The sequence below is a fragment of the Nonomuraea dietziae genome (genome assembly GCF_014195505.1).
Lineage (GTDB): Bacteria > Actinomycetota > Actinomycetes > Streptosporangiales > Streptosporangiaceae > Nonomuraea > Nonomuraea roseola.
The window spans coordinates 1,761,224-1,777,604 of record NZ_JACIBV010000001.1 but is presented as its reverse complement, the minus strand read 5'-3'; the positions used below and the strand labels follow the sequence as shown (position 1 = coordinate 1,777,604).

General features: G+C 71.8%; 16 protein-coding genes, 2 tRNA genes and 1 pseudogene. 5 read left to right on the top strand and 14 right to left on the bottom strand.

What is annotated here, in order from left to right; translation table 11 throughout:
• The first annotated feature begins 75 nt into the window (after positions 1 to 75).
• Positions 76 to 666 (top strand): TetR/AcrR family transcriptional regulator, encoded by a 591-nt coding sequence (locus FHR33_RS08680; protein WP_183645448.1) that lies wholly within the window; start codon positions 76 to 78, stop codon positions 664 to 666.
• A gap of 13 nt (positions 667 to 679) precedes the next feature.
• Here FHR33_RS08680 and FHR33_RS08675 read toward each other — a convergent pair whose 3' ends face one another.
• Positions 680 to 1,153, bottom strand: coding sequence for a hypothetical protein (locus tag FHR33_RS08675; RefSeq protein WP_183645447.1), 474 nt, complete (start codon positions 1,151 to 1,153; stop codon positions 680 to 682).
• Positions 1,154 to 1,488: 335 nt separating this feature from the next.
• Here FHR33_RS08675 and FHR33_RS08670 point away from each other — a divergent pair, with 335 nt between their 5' ends.
• Positions 1,489 to 2,679 (top strand): DUF418 domain-containing protein, encoded by a 1,191-nt coding sequence (locus tag FHR33_RS08670; RefSeq protein WP_312895426.1) that lies wholly within the window; start codon positions 1,489 to 1,491, stop codon positions 2,677 to 2,679.
• 83 nt (positions 2,680 to 2,762) lie between these two features.
• On the opposite strand, the gene FHR33_RS08665 is transcribed toward FHR33_RS08670, so the two are convergent.
• The 5 genes from FHR33_RS08665 to FHR33_RS08645 form a co-directional block, all read right to left on the bottom strand.
• The gene (locus FHR33_RS08665) at positions 2,763 to 3,284 is read right to left on the bottom strand and encodes a hypothetical protein (protein ID WP_183645446.1); all 522 of its coding nucleotides are present in this window, start codon (positions 3,282 to 3,284) and stop codon (positions 2,763 to 2,765) included.
• A 75-nt stretch (positions 3,285 to 3,359) separates the two neighbouring features.
• Entirely contained in the window at positions 3,360 to 5,060 is a 1,701-nt protein-coding gene (locus FHR33_RS08660) for a carotenoid oxygenase family protein (RefSeq protein ID WP_183645445.1), read from the bottom strand.
• A gap of 84 nt (positions 5,061 to 5,144) precedes the next feature.
• Positions 5,145 to 6,800, bottom strand: a complete 1,656-nt coding sequence (locus tag FHR33_RS08655; protein WP_183645444.1) for a serine/threonine-protein kinase — start codon at positions 6,798 to 6,800, stop codon at positions 5,145 to 5,147.
• A gap of 158 nt (positions 6,801 to 6,958) precedes the next feature.
• Entirely contained in the window at positions 6,959 to 7,591 is a 633-nt protein-coding gene (locus FHR33_RS08650; RefSeq protein ID WP_183645443.1) for a dihydrofolate reductase family protein, read from the bottom strand.
• Positions 7,592 to 7,650: 59 nt separating this feature from the next.
• Positions 7,651 to 8,700, bottom strand: a complete 1,050-nt coding sequence (locus FHR33_RS08645; RefSeq protein ID WP_312895425.1) for a sigma-70 family RNA polymerase sigma factor — start codon at positions 8,698 to 8,700, stop codon at positions 7,651 to 7,653.
• A 64-nt stretch (positions 8,701 to 8,764) separates the two neighbouring features.
• On the opposite strand from FHR33_RS08645, the gene FHR33_RS08640 reads away from it, so the two are divergent.
• Positions 8,765 to 8,914 carry a hypothetical protein gene (locus FHR33_RS08640; protein ID WP_183645441.1) on the top strand — a complete coding sequence of 50 codons (150 nt, stop codon included), beginning with the start codon at positions 8,765 to 8,767 and terminating at the stop codon, positions 8,912 to 8,914.
• A 13-nt stretch (positions 8,915 to 8,927) separates the two neighbouring features.
• Here FHR33_RS08640 and FHR33_RS08635 read toward each other — a convergent pair whose 3' ends face one another.
• The 8 genes from FHR33_RS08635 to FHR33_RS08600 all read right to left on the bottom strand — a co-directional run bounded on the left by FHR33_RS08635 (position 8,928) and on the right by FHR33_RS08600 (position 15,646).
• Entirely contained in the window at positions 8,928 to 9,101 is a 174-nt protein-coding gene (locus FHR33_RS08635) for a hypothetical protein (protein ID WP_183645440.1), read from the bottom strand.
• 46 nt (positions 9,102 to 9,147) lie between these two features.
• Positions 9,148 to 10,269, bottom strand: a complete 1,122-nt coding sequence (locus FHR33_RS08630) for a leucine-rich repeat domain-containing protein (protein WP_183645439.1) — start codon at positions 10,267 to 10,269, stop codon at positions 9,148 to 9,150.
• Positions 10,263 to 11,504: an SDR family NAD(P)-dependent oxidoreductase gene (locus FHR33_RS08625; protein ID WP_312895424.1), complete on the bottom strand. Its 1,242-nt coding sequence runs from the start codon at positions 11,502 to 11,504 to the stop codon at positions 10,263 to 10,265. The genes FHR33_RS08630 and FHR33_RS08625 overlap by 7 nt, the downstream gene beginning before the upstream one ends.
• 18 nt (positions 11,505 to 11,522) lie before the next feature.
• A tRNA-Ala gene (locus FHR33_RS08620) sits at positions 11,523 to 11,596 on the bottom strand.
• 12 nt (positions 11,597 to 11,608) lie between these two features.
• Positions 11,609 to 11,681 (bottom strand) — tRNA-Gly (locus FHR33_RS08615).
• Between the two features lie 25 nt (positions 11,682 to 11,706).
• A complete protein-coding gene (locus FHR33_RS08610) occupies positions 11,707 to 12,564 on the bottom strand; it encodes a polysaccharide deacetylase family protein (protein WP_183645438.1) in 858 nt (285 codons plus the stop codon).
• Between the two features lie 71 nt (positions 12,565 to 12,635).
• Positions 12,636 to 14,252 (bottom strand): amidohydrolase, encoded by a 1,617-nt coding sequence (locus tag FHR33_RS08605; protein WP_183645437.1) that lies wholly within the window; start codon positions 14,250 to 14,252, stop codon positions 12,636 to 12,638.
• 14 nt (positions 14,253 to 14,266) lie between these two features.
• The gene (locus FHR33_RS08600) at positions 14,267 to 15,646 is read right to left on the bottom strand and encodes an APC family permease (protein WP_183645436.1); all 1,380 of its coding nucleotides are present in this window, start codon (positions 15,644 to 15,646) and stop codon (positions 14,267 to 14,269) included.
• 116 nt (positions 15,647 to 15,762) lie between these two features.
• Here FHR33_RS08600 and FHR33_RS53210 point away from each other — a divergent pair.
• A pseudogene (locus FHR33_RS53210) lies at positions 15,763 to 15,930 on the top strand (helix-turn-helix domain-containing protein); the annotation flags it as partial.
• A gap of 52 nt (positions 15,931 to 15,982) precedes the next feature.
• Positions 15,983 to 16,363, top strand: a complete 381-nt coding sequence (locus FHR33_RS08595) for a TetR family transcriptional regulator C-terminal domain-containing protein (RefSeq protein WP_221241017.1) — start codon at positions 15,983 to 15,985, stop codon at positions 16,361 to 16,363.
• Positions 16,364 to 16,381 lie beyond the last annotated feature (18 nt).

Sequence of the window (16,381 nt, the reverse complement as noted above, 5' to 3'; positions counted from 1 at the left end):
TGTTTCATACTGAGGGTATGTAACTTCTGTCGAAGTTACGTACCGCGAGTACGTAAGTCAATGGGGGAGTGCACGATGGGCCGCCGCACCCAGGCCGAGCGTTCGGACGCGACGACGTCACAGCTGGTCAGCGCCGCGCAGGAGCTGTTCGGCAGGAACGGTTACGCCGCGACGTCGATCGACGCGATCGCCGCGGCGGCCGGGGTGACCAAGGGCGCGGCCTACCACCACTTCGAGGGCAAGCCCGCGCTGTTCAGGGCGGCGTTCGTCCGCGAGCAGGAGGAGACCGCCGCCATGCTGGGGCGGCTTGCCATGGGCGAGGGCGACTCGTGGGCGGCGCTGCGGCGCGGCTGCCGTACCTTCCTCGAGCGCTGTCTCGATCCGGGCTTCCGGCAGATCGTCATCCTGGACGGGCCCTCGGTGCTGGGGTGGGAGGCCGTGCGGGAGATCGAGTACGGTCACACGCTCAGGGTCCTGCTCGACGGCATGCGCATGGCCGCCGCCGACGGGCTGCTGGCCGAAGGGAACCTGCCCGCCAGGGCCCAGCTGGTCTTCGGAGCGCTCTGCGAGGGCGGGATGCTGCTGGCCCGCTCGCCCGACCCCGAGGCGGACCTGCCCGTCCTCGCGGCGGAGGCCGAGCGCCTGCTGGAGGCGCTCAAGCCGTGAGGGAGGGCGGCCGTCAGGCGGGCCTGACGCCTTCGGCGACGGCCGTCAGCTCGCCAGGGCCGAACCTACCGGTGTCGATCGTGACAGAGACGGCCACGCCCGGCTCCATCAGCCAGAACACGTGGCCATCCGCGCGCAGCCCCGGACGCGCCCCGACCACGACCTCGCTCCAGGAGCCGGGTGCCCGCTCGTGGTGGCGCGCCATGAACGAGCGCAGCCGGCCGAGCGAGGTCAGGCTCGCGCCGCGCAGGACCACGACGGTCAGGTCGACGCTGTGACCGCCGTCGCCTGTCGCCCGCTCCCAGACCCGCGAGGCGCACCTGATTCCCTCGTCGGGCTCGTAGGCGAACTCCGACACGCTCGGCCCCGCGCCGCGCGGGACGTGCTCGATGGCGAAGCCGTCCAACGGCTCTTCGGCCGCCGTCGAGGGACCGGCCGGCGCGAGCGCCAGGACGAGCGCGACCAGGATCCGCAGCGTCATACGCACCCGGCGATCCTGTCACACGCCGTCACCGTTTCACCACGGTGAAGGAGCGGGAGGCGCCACGACCGGCGGGGCCCTCGCCGGGAGTTGCATCGCACGCTCCAGAGCACAGCGTTGGCGAGGAGGATGTCGATGCCGCCCCAGTGCTCGACGACGCTTGCGACGACCTGGGCCCGGTCGGCAGTTTCGAGGGCGAGTCGGACGAGGTGTGCCTGCCCGCCGCATACTTCGGACCATCGGTGCGTGGCAAAAGGCGGAAGGCCGTACATCGATGGATGTACGGCCGTTTCCGCTGGTGGGACGAGGCTGGCAGGGTTTCGCGCGGCGAGGCTTGACGTGTGACAAGACGAATAGACGCACTGGACGTGTTACGCGGTGTGGCGATCATGGGCACGCTGGGGACGAACATCTGGATCTTCACCAATCCCGGCGGCCCGGCGGAGCTGATGGGGCTCGGCGGCGACATCGGTGTGGTGGAGACATTCCTGCGGTTCCTGTCCAACGGGAAGTTCCTCGGCCTGCTGACCCTGCTGTTCGGCATCGGCCTCGAACTGCAGTACCGCAGCGCGGTGCGCAAGGGGATGACCTGGCCGGGCAGATACCTCTGGCGCGCGACCCTGCTGTTCGCCGAGGGCGCGCTGCACTACATCCTGATCTTCGAGTTCGACGTGCTGATGGGCTACGCGATCACCTCCATGATCGTCGCGTACCTGATCGGCAGGAGCGATCGCATCGCGCGGATCTGGATGATCGCCGCGGGCACGGTGCTCGTCTCCCTGGTAGGCCTGCTGACACTGGGCTTGCTGGCCTCGGGCGGCAGAGCCTTCACCAGCACCGCCACCACCCTCTACACCCAGGACGGCTGGACCGACCAGGTCGCCTCTCGCCTCCAGCAGTTCCTCCTCTACCGTTTGGAACTGGTCTTCATCGTCCCCTTGGGCGTGGTGCTGTTCCTGCTCGGCTCACGGCTGCTGCGCGCCGGCGTCTTCGACGAACGCGGCGCGGGCCTGCGCAGGAAGCTGATCCTCGTCGGACTCGGGGTCGCCGCGCCGCTGAACCTGCTCACCTCCTTCGCCGGGCTCGCCTGGTTCGCCGTCGACCGCTACATCCTGGCGCCATTGGTCGCGCTGGGCCTGCTGGGGCTGATCAGCTCGATCGTCCTCGGCATGCGTGGCTCGCCGGGCGTGGTCCGCACGGCCATCGCGAACGTCGGGCGCATGGCACTGTCCTGTTACGTCTTCCAGAACCTGGTCGCCGGCGCGCTCTGCTATGGCTGGGGCTTGGGCCTGGCCGCCGAGCTCGACTGGCTGCGCCCCTGGTGGGTGCCCGTGGCGTGGGCCGGGATCTGCCTGCTGTTCGTCATGTTGACTTCGCTGTGGCTGCGCCGGTTCGAGCGCGGGCCCCTCGAGCTGGCCTGGCAGTGGGCCTACCAGGCGCCATGGGCCAAGCGTGCGGAAGTGACCGACCAAACGTCGAGGAAGACGCCACCGTCCACGGCGGGTCCTTCAACGCCGCCGAAGGCCGGCTAGAACTCGCCCCAGCCAGCATTGACGGTGGTCTGGTCCAGAGGATTCGGATCTTGTTCAGGACGGTGATGAATCGCATCAACCATCTAGGCGGTGGCCACCCAGGGCAGGTCGCCGCCATGGCGGTGCTCCCTGCCGGGCGGGAGGCTCGCGCCGTCCTGGCCTTCGCCGCCGGGATCGGAGCATCGCCAGCACAGGGCGGGGCCGTCCAGAGGGACCGGGTAGGTGCATCGCGCGCAGGCCGCGCCGCCGCAGCCCGCGCACAGCGCGGTCCCGGAGTCGGCATCGGAGTCGGCGCGTTCACCCGGCGGGTGGGGACGGCAGCCGCCCGCGCAGCGGGTACGGCCGACGGCGCGGTCGTGCAGGATCCGCCGCAGGTCCTGATGGTGCAGCGGCCTGACGACGGCCATCAGATCGGCCAGCACGGCGTGCACGTACATGACGGCCTGCTGAAGCTCGTCGCGGTCGGCGTCGGCGTCGCCGAGCCGGCGGGCCAGGATCTGCACGCACGCGCCGAAGCGGGCGCACTCGCTGATGACCAGGGCGGCCGCGTCCGCCGTCTCGGTGGTCCCGGCCGCGCCTGCCGGCAGGTTGTGGTTGGCGCTCACCCTCCCACGGTAGGGCGAGAGAGCGGCCATGGCCGGGCGGCGCGCAGGCGAATGTCACGGTCGGCTTTCGTGACTTCACTCAGGGTGGTGCTCGCCTTCCTGGATCAGGTCGGCCGCGACCGCCCTGGCCGCGGCCTGGAGGCCGGGATCGAGGCTCGAGAGCCTGTCGTCCAGGTCGTCGGCGAAGGAGAGACGCTCGAGGTCTCGCGGAGCGGGAACCGCGCGAGGCAGCCACGCCCCGTGGATCATGAAAGGGATCACCTCCCCGCCCGGAGGGGCGAGCACCGCCACGGGCCCGCGCGAGACGTCGGCGGCGTCCAGGAGCTCGACGCGGAAGCCGTCGTCATGGTGGACGACGACGGCCAGGTACCCGCTGTGCCCGCCGGGGTCGCGGCCCGCGTACCGCGACCTGCCGGGGCCGCCGGGTGCCCGCGGCACGAACACGGGCGAGGTCGGGTAGTCCTCCAGCGTCCACGCCCACTCCGACAGCGGCTTGAGCGAGTCGCGCTCCAGCGAGGCGAGCACGGAGGGCGTCTCCTCGCGAGGGAAGAGCGAAGGGTCGACCCTGCCCTCGTAGTTCCGCAGCGCCCGCTGGTTGATCGCCTCGGGGTGGAAGCCCTGGAAGACGAGGTGGTGGCGCGTGGGCGCGAGCTGACCTTCGAAGGACCAGTCCATGGCAGACAGCTCGGCCTGCCAGTAGCGCGAAGGGTCGTACAGCCTGGCCACATCGGTGACGGTCCCCTTGACGGGGTCGAACTCCAGCACGGTGGTGAGCGCGGGGCTCATGCCGTGGCAGTACATGCCGCGCAGCGCGGGGTCGATCGGGCGGCCGAAGGCGTCCACGTCGTCCTCCCGCAGGTACATGCCGATGTCGACCCCCGGCGTGTGCTCCATGACGACGCGGATGCCCGCCGAGTCGTCGTAGGCGGCGTAGAAGTGGTTGACCTCGGGGGCGAGCCTGAAGACGCTGCCCCGCACGGCGCCGCCGTCGCCCGCCGACTCCAGGTCGTCCTTGCGCACCAGGACCAGCGGGCCGTCGGGGTTGTTGGTCACCGTGCGGTCGTCGGCCAGGTCCACCTTGTAGGCGGTGTCGGCCAGCACCAGCCAGTCGCGGGTCTGCGTGATCGTGTGCGTGGCCTGGGGGAAGCTCACGCCCTCGACCCTCCATCTCCTGACGTGCCTGCCCGAGCCGTCGTAGCGGACGACCGACAGCTCGCCGCTGAAGACGTCGCGGGTGACCGACCACAGGCAGCCGCGCTCCGGGTCGATGACCGGATGCGCGGTCGTGGCGATCAGCGGCAGCACGGGCGCGTCGAGCGCGGGCGCCCAGTCGTCACGGTGGCCCACCTCCGCCACGAAGGCCAGCGTGACGGGGTCGATCTCGACAGGTCGCCCGGCGTCCCAGGTGGCGAAGAGCCGGTCGCCCCACGGCAGGGGCGCGGTGTTGGCCGCGTTGAGCGTGCCGAAGGGGGAGGTGGTGCCGAGCCGCGTGGCGGTGAACACCTCGGGACGGCGGCGGCGCAGCCGTACCGAGGGGGTGTCGATGACCCGTGGCCGCCAGGCGAAGCGGTCGGGTGCCGCGCCGTCGGTGCCGGGCTCGAGGGCCAGCCTGACCATGACGCCGTCGCCGAAGAAGGCGTGGACGGGATGGGTGCGCTGGTCGGAGGTGCTGATCACCAGGTGGCCCGAGATGTCGGAGGGCCAGGCGCCCCGCACGACGCGCAGATCGAGGTCGGGGAGGTCACCCTTGGTGAGGATGGAGCGCGGAATCGGCACGACGGCCTCCGAATCTCGTTCTGTTACCCGGTACCGCCACCACACCGCCCGGGACGCGAGGAGTCAACCCGCCGTGCCACGCGATCAGGAGGGGAAGTCGAGGACGAGATACTCGTACTCGCCCTCGCCGGCCCGCTTGAAGGCTCCGTCGCCGTCGAGGTCGACGAAGACGGTCAGGTAGAGCTCACCCTGCCGCTGGGCCACGGGCGATGCGGCGCCGCCGTGGAAGAGGCTGGCGAACAGGACCTTGTCCTGGGTGGCGGAGTGAGCGGCGACGCGGCTGCCGACCAGGTGGTTGTGGCCCGCGTTGTTCAGGTACAGGGTGCCCGAGCCGTGCTCGTAGTCGGCGATGCCGGTGCCAGGGGCGAAGCAGGGGTGATCGTCGGTCCTGCCGCCGTCGGTGACGGAGAAGACGGAGGCGTCCGTCCACGCGCAGATCTGCAGAGGGGTGTCCTTGGGGAGGGTGGGGAAGCGCAGCTCGAACGGCGCCCGCTTCATGGCGACCGTGGTGACGGGGCGTTCGAGGTCGGTCAGGGTGAGGAGGCTGGGCGCGCCGTCCTGCCAGAACTCCAGCCCGAGGCGGGGCGAGCGGGCCAGCTGCCCCGCGGGCGTCCCCTGCGAGGTGGCGGTGGAGGGCGAGGTCGTCGGTCCTGAGGTGGTGTCCGGCTGTCGCATGACGTTGGCGATGACGACGGCGAGCACCGTCAGGACGGCCAGGCCCGCGGTGAGCGCCGCGCCGGCGACCGCCCTGCCCTTCATCCGGCTGGGCCGGGTCGAGGGCGGCCCCGCAGGCGGCTTCGAGGTCTGCCAGGACGGCGGGGCGGCGTTCTGCCAGGAGGGCGGTCCCGGTGGCGGGGGCGCGGGGGGCCAGGAGCGGGCCGCGGGCGGCCGCGGATCGACGGGGCCGGGTAGAGGGGGGATCGGGGCGCCGGGCCGCTCGTCCATCAGCCCCAGCAGCACCTGCTGGGCTGTCGGCCGCCGCGACGGGTCCTTCTCCAGGCAGGCGGCGACGAGGGCGCGTAAGGTCCCGGTCAGCGGGCCGAGGTCGGGCGGGGCGTTCAGGATGCGGTTGATCACGGCGGGAAGCGGCTCATGACCGAACGGCGGACGGCCGGCGGCCGCGTACACGATCGTGCAGGCCCACGCGAACAGATCCAGGGGCGGGCCCGCGGGGTCGCCCGCCAGCTGCTCGGGCGACATGTAGGCGGGGGTGCCCACGACACCGCTGACCGTGGCGGCCGTGGCATCGAGCGGGCGGGCGATGCCGAAGTCGATGACGCGCGGGCCGTCCGCGGCGAGCAGCACGTTCGCCGGCTTGAAGTCGCGATGGACGACCCCCGCCGCGTGGATGGCGCCCAGCGCCGTCGCGGTCGCGATGGCCAGGCGGGTCAGCTCGGCGCCCGCCATGACCCCGCGGTCGCGGACCGCGTCCTGCACCGAGGGGCCGTCGATGTACTCGCTGATGACGTAGGGAGGGTCGGCGTCGGGCTCGGCGGCCAGGACGCGGGCCGTGCAGAACGGCGCCACCCGCCGCAGCGCCGCCAGCTCCCTGTCGAAGTAGCGTCTGGCCTCGGTGTCCTGGCCGAAGGCGGCGTGCAGGAGCTTGACCGCCACCTGCTCCCCGGTGGGGGAGACGCCGAGGAAGACCGTGCCCTGGCCGCCCTGACCGAGCCGCCCGCGCAGGGTGAACCCGGCGACCTGCCGGGGATCGGTCGATCGCAGGGGCGGAATCCGCCGCATCAGGAGCTCTCGGATCGGTCACGACGCATGCGGACGGAGACCTCGCCTTCGAGCGGGTAGGAGCGTGGATCTCATTGTGCCGGATGGGCGCAAGATCTGGCGCGGACCGCCCGCAGTACCGCACCCTGTCGCGGTACGGCGGGCATCCCGTCGGCGCGTCAGCGCCGGCGCTCGTCCCCGGACCCCACGGCGTAGCGGACCAGGAGGTTGTCCGAGCCCTCCTGCGACCGCGTGCCGAGCAGGCGCAGCGGCGGCGTCTTGCCGTCGGCGAACGCGGGCGTGCCCGCGCCCAGGACGGCCGCGCCGATCATCAGGTGCAGCTCGTCGACCAGCCCCGCGGCCAGCAGGTCGTTCCACAGGGTGCGGCTGCCGAAGACCAGGATGTCGCCGCCCTGCCCGCGCTTGAGCTCGGCGATCCGCTGGTGCGCCTCGGCACGGGCGACGACGCGGGTGGTCGCGGTCCACGGCGCGGTCCTGTCGGCGGTGAGGCCGTCGGAGACGACGACCTTCTCGATGGCGTTGTTGAGGCGTGAGATCTCACGGATGACCTCGCGCTGCTCGGGGTCGTCGGTGAAGGTGGACACCTTCTCGGGGTCGTCGGCCAGCGACGGCCAGAAGTCCCTGAACAGCTCGTACGACTTCCGCCCGAGCAGCAGCGTGCCGGCCGCGCGGAGCCGCTCGGCGTTGTGGGAGTCGAAGAAGGCGTCCATCGGCAGGGCCATCACGTCGTTGCCCTGCCCTTCGTGGTAGCCGTCCAGCGAGATGATGTTGGTGACGATCAGCTTGCGCATCGGAACTCTCCTGTCGTGAAAGGCGCTTCAGGAGGGGAGAGACCTCGGCCGTCGCTGATTCATCGCTCTGGCGAGAACTGGCCGGCATTTTCTTCCCGCAGCTCTCGTGGCAGGCCGAACCGGCGGTGGACCTCAGGGTCGAGGAAGCCCGTCAGCTCGGTGATCCGTCCGTCGCGCAGGCTGAGCACGTTGATCGCCCCGAGCAGGAAGCGGCCGTCGTCGGGGCTCTGCTGGTAGCAGGCCAGGGCGGGCTGGCCGTTGGCCCACATGGGCTTCAGCCGCCACGCGGTGGCGAAGACCCGTTCGGTGAGGAAGCGGGCGACGTCGGCGCGGCCGTCGAACCAGGCGGGCAGCGGCGGCATGGTGAACCTGGCGTCGTCGGCGAGCATGGCCACGATGCCGTCCACGTCGGCCCTCTCCCAGGCCGACACGAAGGCGTCGACCAGCTCACGGCGTCCTTCGGCGCCGAGGGCGGCCAGCTCGGCCCGCTGGCTCACAGGGGGGACGCGCTGCTCGACCGCCTTCCTGGCGCGCTGCAGGGCGCTGTTCACCGAGGCGGGGGTGGTGTCGAGCTGGTGGGCGACCTCGGCTGCCGAGAACTCCAGCACCTCCCTCAGGATCAGGACCGCGCGCTGGGTGCCGGGCAGATGCTGCAGCGCGGCGACGAAGGCGAGCTCCACGCCCTCGCGCCGCAGATAGCTCGCCGCCGGGTCCGGCTCGTCGGCGGGCACGTCGTCGGGCCACGGTTCGAGCCAGACCGGGCCCGTCACAGGCTCGCCCAGATCGGCGGTGTCTCGCCGCGCGGGACCCTGGTCGGGAGAGAGGAGCCGCCGGGGGCGCCTGGCGCTCATGCGCAGGCAGGCGTTGGTGCTGATCCGGTAGAGCCAGGTGCGCAGCGAGCTGCGGCCCTCGAACCCGGCCAGCCCCTTCCACGCGCTGAGCAGCGACTCCTGGACGGCGTCCTCGGCGTCCTGCGGCGAGCCGAGCATCCGGTAGCAGTGCGCGGTCAGCTCGCTCCGGTATTCGGCGACCAGCAGGTCGAAGGCCGCCGCGTCGCCGCCGCGAGCCCTGGCCAGCAGCTCTGCCTCGTTCCTTCGAGCGCTCTCCACCGGATCGAGCCTACTGCGGTGTCCCGTCGCGCATCGAGGCGAATGTGGGGGGTAGGGGATGGGCATGTCAACGATCATTGATCGGGTGCGCGCGTACCTGCGCAGCCCCTCGGGCAGACAGACCATGGACAAGGCCAAGCGCATGGCCCGCGACCCGCACAACCAGCAGAAGGCCAAGAGCTTCTTCGAGCGGTTCCGCTCGCGTCGCCACTGAGTCGGGCAACGCGTCAGCGGCGCCGCGCGAACCACGCGCGGGAGGCCTCAGGAACGACGAGCGGCGCGACGAGCGCCGCCGAGAGCACCGTCGCGGCCACGGCGGGAAGGGCATCGGCCGTGACGGTCTTCAGCGTGCCCAGCCCCTGCAGGAGCCGCCACGGCCACGAGCACGACGGGGACGACAACGGGAACAGGAGGACGGCGCCTGTCGGGGGACGACATGAACCGACCCTACGGACGCCTGACCTCGTGGGCCGCGCGATCAGCGCCCCTGTGGACGCTGCGGACCGCCGCGACATCAGGATGGGGGCGGAGGCCGGGCACGGCCGCCGCCAGCTCGTTGAGGTCGCGCTTCACCCGGGAGGCGATGCCGCCGCCCAGCGTGTACCTCGTCGGGGACAGGGCGCGCCCGGCGCCGGCGAGCAGGTGCAGCGCCCCTCTACTGGTGAGTCCGGTGTGGCGCAGATCGAGGTGGGCCAGCCGGTGCGGCCCTTCCGACAGCGCCTGGGCGATCAGGGCCGCCGCCTGCTCGTCGAGGCGGTTGTCCGCAGCGTGGAGGGGCCCCGCGGCGGGCACACGTCCCAGGTCGAGCATCTCCACACCGGCCCGCGCCGCCCCCGCGACGAGCTCGGCCAGTACGGCAGGGCCGATGCCGTTGCTGGCCATCGACAGGCGCCGCAGCCGTCCAGGACGTAGCGCGCCGGCCACGACCGACGCGCCCTGGTCGCCCAGACCGGCCGCGGAGACATAGAGCTCCTCGGCTCCGTCGCTGGCGATCAGCCGGGCCAGCTGCTCGGCGCCCTCGGGGCCCAGCTGGTTGCCGCTGACGAACAGCCGTCCCGCTTCTCCCGCGGTCGGCAGACGGTCGACCAGGACGGCGAGGCCCGCGGCGTCCAGGCCCGTCTGGACCAGGTCGATCGTGCGCAGGCCCGCGTCGACGGTCTCCGCGACGATCCGGCCGCCGTCGGGGCCCAGCGGGTTGCGCTTGAGCCAGAGCCCTCGCACGATCCCCGGCGAGGCGATCAGGCGGTCGGCGATTCTGCAGGCCCCCGCGGCGGTGATGGCGTTGCAGCCGAGATAGAGGGTCGCCGTCCCCGAACGGGCCGCGCCCGCCGCGGCGATCTCCGCTCCCTCGTCACCGAGGCCGTCGGTGCCGAGCAGCAGGTGGCGGGCGGGCCCGCCGACCGGCAGGGCGTCGGCGACCAGGCGCATGCCGTACGGCCCCAGCCCCTGCTTGCACAGGTCGAGCCGCCCGTCGGGCATCGCCGAACCCGCCGCGAAGTCGGTACGGCACGCCACGGGCTCGCCATCGCGCAGCCACGCCAGCAGGTCGCCAAGAGGGGGCGTCACCATGGCGCCACCTGGTAGTCCTTGAGGAAGACGCCGTGCAAGGGCGCACCCGCCTCGCCGCGCACGATCGGATCATAGAGGCGGGCGGCGCCGTCGATCACGTCCAGCGGCGTGCGGCGGTCCAGGCGCTCCCTGACGGGTGCGGGCTGCTCGTCGGTGATCCACCCGGTGTCCACGCTGCACAGGTGCACGCCCTGCAGCGCGAGATCGGCGGCGCTGGTGCGGGTCAGCATGTTCAGAGCGGCCTTGGCCATGTTCGTGTGCGGGTGGCGGCCGGTCTTGTTGGGGACGGCGAACTGGCCCTCCACCGCCGAGACGTTGATGATGTAGCGCCGCTGGGCCGGTGAGGTGAGCAGGAGCGGCAACAGCCGGTCGATGAGCAGGAACGGCGCCACCGCGTTGACCAGCTGGGTCTCCAGCAGCTCCACGGGGTCGACGTCGCCGATCCTGGCCGACCAGGAGTTCGCGGGTGACAGGTCGGGCAGCAGCCCGGACACGTCGGGCAGCCCCGCGAGGGGCTCGGTGAGAGGAAGGACGGCGTCAGGACGCTCGCCCTCGGCCAGTGCCGCGTAGGAGGAGGCGGGCCTGCGGATGGTCTGCGCGGCGTTGTTGACCAGGATGTCCAGCGGGTCGCCGGCCTCCAGCAATCGGTCGGTCAGCGCGATGACCTGGCGCGGGTCACGCAGGTCGAGGCCGATGATCCGCAGGCGGCCCTTCCAGTCGCCCGCCTCGGCGAAGCGGCGGGCGGCGTCGTTGGGAAAGCGCGTGGTCACGGTGACGTGGGCGCCGTCGTGGAGCAGCTTGAGCGCGAGCTGGTGGCCGATCTTCACGCGTCCGCCGGTGACGAGCGCGCGTCGTCCCTTCAGGTTCGTTCGAGCCGTACGGCGTGCGGCGTTGACGGAGGCGCACGCCGGGCACAGCAGGTGATAGAGGCCGTGAACCCGGTCGTACCCGGCCTTGCAGATGTAGCAGGTCCGTGTCCTGCTCAGCCGGAGCTCGGTGGCGTTCTCGGGCGGGATGACGGGCGCGTCGGGGACGCGGTCGGGTGCTCCCATGGCGGTGGCGGCCATGGCTCGCGCGTCGGTTCGCGCGGCGGACCGCTCACGTTCCCTGCGGCGGCGGCGCTGTCCGTCGCGGACCAGCGCGAGGGCGGCGTGCTCGAGGCGCAGGCGGTCGGGATCGTCCAGCGGCAGCTCCCGCGCCTGTCCGAGGCTCCGCAGCATCGTCGAGACGTCCACGTTGTCCTTCCCTCGGGTGGAGCCCGGCTGGAGTCGAACCAGCGTCCTCCTCTATGCGGTAGAGGCGCGACGGCCACCTGCGCTACGGGCTCCCTGCGAAGTGAGGGGTCCAGCCGGATTCGAACCGGCGTTCTCCGCCTTGGCAAGGCGGCGCGACGGCCACTGCGCTATGGACCCACCCGGGCAAATCTACCGGTGATGATCAGCGCTGGAGCCACGCTTGTTGGAGGGGTTCGTAGCCGATGACGGTGATCTCCTCCTCACGGATGATGTCGCGGGCTCGCGGTGAGGTCAGGAAGTCGTGGTCCGTCGTGCGCACCCGCCGGCCGTCGTCGATCGCTCCGGAGTCGCCCGTGCTCGGGTGCGTGGCCCACTCGCTCAGCCCGGACGGCAGGGCGCGCAGCAGTTCGGCGTAGCGTTCGGCCTTGCCGTCGAGGTCGAGCGAGAAGCTGTCCAGGAAGTCGTGGTCGACGACCGGCAGCCCGCGCCGTCGCAGCTTCTCCCGTCCTGGCGCGAGCCAGGCCCGCACCGCCAGGCCGTACTCGTCGGCCAGCGCCACCGTCAGGTCGAAGATGTCGTCGCGCCCGCCGTCGGCCAGGCAGTGCCAGTCGAGGTGCGTGGGCGTCAGGCCCGCGTCGAGCACGGCGCCGAGCTGGGCGCGGAACTCCCGCTCCACCTCGTCGAGCCGGGCCCCGGCCAGCAGGTCGGGGATGCGCGGAGGCGTGAACAGCTCGCCCTCCTCGTCGAGCAGCGAGGGGACGTGCTCCTTCGCGGTCAGCGGGCCCCACCGGCAGTGGCCGGCGTCGCGGACGAGCGTGAGGTGGATCCCGAAGGGGATCTCCCGCCGCCTGATCAGGTCCATGGCGTGGGACGCTCCCGGACACGGGGGCATCAGGCTGCACGAGGCGGCGACGCCCTCCTCGATCGAGGCGATGACGGCGTCGTTGATGGCCTCGTCCATGCCGAAGTCGTCGTTGTTCACGATGAGCACCCTGGCGTCCGCGGGGAGGCCCAGCAGCTCGAGGCTCGACGGCCGGGGCTCGTGATCAGGTACGTCCATGCCCCGAGCCTGGAGGCACAGGGCAGGAGGTGTCCAACCCTTTCAGGGGTGGGCGTCACGGCCACACGAGGTCAGCCTTCGTGGACGACCTCGCCGCCGACGACCACGAGGTCCGTGCGCACTCCGGGGATCGCCTCGGCGGGGATCGCGAACAGGTTCTCCGAGAGGAGCGTGAAGTCGGCCAGCTTGCCCACCGTCAGCGAGCCCCTGTCGTGCTCGCAGAAGTTGGCGTAGGCCGAGCCCATCGTGTAGCCGCGGATCGCGGTCGCCCGGTCGACGGACTCCTCGGGCATCCAGGCCGGGCCTCCGGCGAGACCTCGCCTGGTGACGGCCGTGTAGATGCCGACCATGGGGTCCATCTCGGCCACGTTCCAGTCGCTGGAGAAGGCCAGGACCGCGCCCGCCTCGTGCAGCGACCGCATCGGCCACGCCTTGGACCATCGGGACGGCCCGACCGCCTCCGCCCAGTCGCGTCCCGGCCCGGCGATGTCGGGGGAGCAGTGCCTGGGCTGCATGCAGGCGACGACGCCAAGCTCGGCGAAGCGCGGCACGTCGGCGGGGTCGAGGCACTCCACGTGCACGACCTGGTGGCGGGCGTCGCGCGGGCCGTTGACCCGCCTGGCGTGCTCCACGGCGTCCAGGACGGTTCTGATGCCCCGGTCGCCCGTGGCGTGCACGAACGCCTGGAAGCCGGCGGCGTCCAGCTCGGTCAGCAGGGCCGCGAACTCCTCGGGCGGGTAGAAGGTGTCACCCCTGTGGTCGCCGTGCCCGCAGTACGGCTCCAGCAGCGCGGCCGTGTGGGGCTCCACCACGTCGTCGATGTAGAGCTTGAGCGGCCCCGCCCTCAGCCACTCGTCGTCGTAGGTCGCCGCGGCCCGAGCGAACTCGGCCAGATCGCCTGCGCCGGTCCCCCTCGGGTGGAACAGCGCCGCGATCAGGCGGGAGCGCAGCCGTCCCTCGGATCTCGCCCGCTCGAAGAGGGCCAGGTCGTCCACCGAGTTCTGCGGCTCGACGATCGTGGTGATGCCGAACGCCGTGGCCATGTCGAGGCTGTCGAGCAGGCGGGTGTAGGCCCGGTCGGCCCCCGCCCACGGCACGCCGAGGGCGGCCAGCGCACGGTGCCCGTCGCGGGAGAGGCCGCGTACGGCGAACTCGGTGACGAAGCCGGTGGGCCTTCCCGCCCCGTCGACCTGGGCGACGCCGAACGGCAGGTCGGTGTGGTCGCCGTCGATGCCGAGGCGGCGCAGCGCGGCGGTGTTGGCCCACATCGTGTGCACGTCGTAGCTGAACACGATCGCGGGAAGGTCGCCGGTGAGCGGGTCGAGATCGGCGGCCGTGGGCATGCCGGGGAGCGCGGAGTAGTCGAAGCCCTCGCACTCGATCCACCTCGCCTCGGGGTGGGCGGCCCGCCAGGCTCCGATCCTGCGGCCGATCTCGGCCAGGTCTGCGGCGCCCGCGAGCTGCACGCAGGCCGCGTCGGAGCCGAGTCTCACGTGGTTGTGCGCGTCCACGAAGCCGGGCAGCACGAGGCGGCCCGCGGCGTCGATGGTCCGCGCAGCCTCGGGCGCGTCGGCGTCGTCGCCCAGCCACACGATGCGGCCGCCGCTGACGGCCATCGCCTCCGCCCGGGGAAGGGCGTCGTCGACGGTGTGGATGCGGGCGTTGCGGACGATCAGGTCGGCGGTCATCAGGAGCTCGTCTCTCAGTCTTCGGGAGCGGTGACGATCCAGTGGGTCGCGCGGCGCGGCCACAGGTAGAAGGCGTAGTAGGCGGTGAACAGCACGACGATCGCCGCCCCGACCAGGAGGTCGGTGGCGCTCTGCTCGAACAGGGCGTAGCCGAGGGCGGCGATCACGACCAGGGGGGGAAGCGGCCACAGCGGCATCCGCCAGGCGCGCAGCGCGCGGTGCGCCGCCGTACGGGAGCGGAGCGCGGCGGCGGCCAGCAGCAGCGACACGACGGTCACGATCACCGAGGTGAGGCCGAGCAGCTGCTCGATGTCGAGCAGCCACGCCATCGCGGCCCCCGGCAGGCCGATGACCAGCGTCGCGACGTAGGGGGAGCCCCAGCGCGGGTGGATGCGGGTGAGCGCCCTGCTGACAGGCGCAGGCCAGGCGCGGTCGCGGGCGGAGGCGAACACGACGCGGCCGTTCTGCAGGACCATCACCAGGACGGCGTTGAGGATCGCGATCGCGATGCCCAGGTTGACCGCGGTCGCCACGCCGTCGCCGCCCCATTGCCTCACGTAGTCGGAGAAGGAGCGGTTGACCAGGTCGTCGAGGGAGCCGACGCCCATCACGGTCGCGGTCACCGGCACGATGATGACGACGGCGGCCAGTCCCAGCGACCAGAACACCGTGCGGGCGATGTTGCGCCGCGGGTCCTTGATCTCCTCCGCCAGGTAGGTCGCGGTGCCGAAGCCGTTGACGACGAACATCGCCACCGTGAGGCCCGCCATCAGCGCGGCCAGCCCGAACGGCGAGAGGCCGCCCTGTCCGTCGGGGACGACGGGCGCGACCAGGGCGTCCACGCCGCGCTGGGTGTGGGCGAAGCCGAGGAAGGCCACCACCGCGGCGGCGAGCACCTCGATGGCCAGGAAGACGCCGGTGATCAGCGCGTTCGACCGGATGTCGAGCACCGCGAAGGCGGTGGCGGCCAGCATGACCACGGCGCCGGCCAGCGCCCTGTCCACGGCGAACAGGTCGCTCAGGTAGTCGGCGGTGCCCAGGGCGATGACCGGCGGGATCACGATCAGCAGGGTGATGGACAGGCCGAAGGTGAGCCAGCCGCTCAGACGGCCGAGCATGGCGGTCACCATGGCGTACTCGCCGCCCGAGCTGGGCTTGAGCGTGCCGAGCTCGGCGTAGCAACAGCCGACGGCGATCGAGACGGCCACGCCGGCCAGCAGCGTGAGCACCGCGCCCGAGCCCTGCCCCGCGAGCACCTCGGGAACGATGATGAACAGCGAGGAAGCGGGGGTGATGCACGACAGGGTGAGCAGCACCGCGCCGAACAGGCCGAGCACCCTGGACAGGGACGGAGGGGCGGGGGCGGAGGGGGGCGCCGTGTGCGGCTGGATCATCGGGACTCCTCGGAACGGACTTTGAATGCCGTTCAAAGTATTGAATGGCATTCAAAATGCACTGCCGTACTGTGGTCCGTCAAGACATGTCAACGACCGTTATCGCAAGGTGAGCAATGGCACGGGAGCGTCGCAGGCTGGATCGCCCGCGGGAGCAGATGCTTGAGGCGGCCATGGCCGCGATCACCGAGAACGGCCTGGCCGAGCTCACGATGGCCGGCCTCGCCAGGCGACTGGGCACCAGCGGGGGCCACATCCTCTACTACTTCGGCAGCAAGGATCAGGTGCTGCTGGAGACGTTGCGCTGGAGCGAGGACAGGCTCGCGCCCAGGCGGCGTGAGCTCGTCGGGCGTGCGGCCCCCCGCGATCGAGCGGCTGGCGGCGTACGTGGACCTCTATCTGCCCACGGGCGCCGCCGATCCGCGCTGGCTGCTCTGGGTGGACGTGTGGAGTCGCACGATCGCCGTGCCCGAGCTGCGCGAGACCCAGGCCGACCTGGACCGGAGCTGGCACGAGGACCTCGTGCGCCTGGTGGAGAGCGGTGTGGCCGCGGGCGAGTTCGCCCCGCTCGACGCCGAGGCCTTCTCGGTGCGGCTGCGCGCGATGCTCGACGGGTTCAGCACCCAGATCGTCATCGGCGTGCCGGGGGTCGACCGGCGGGGACTGGCGGCGCACGCCATGGGCTACTCCCGCGAGGCACTATCGATCGATAGCTGAACCCCCTTGTGTCCGTCC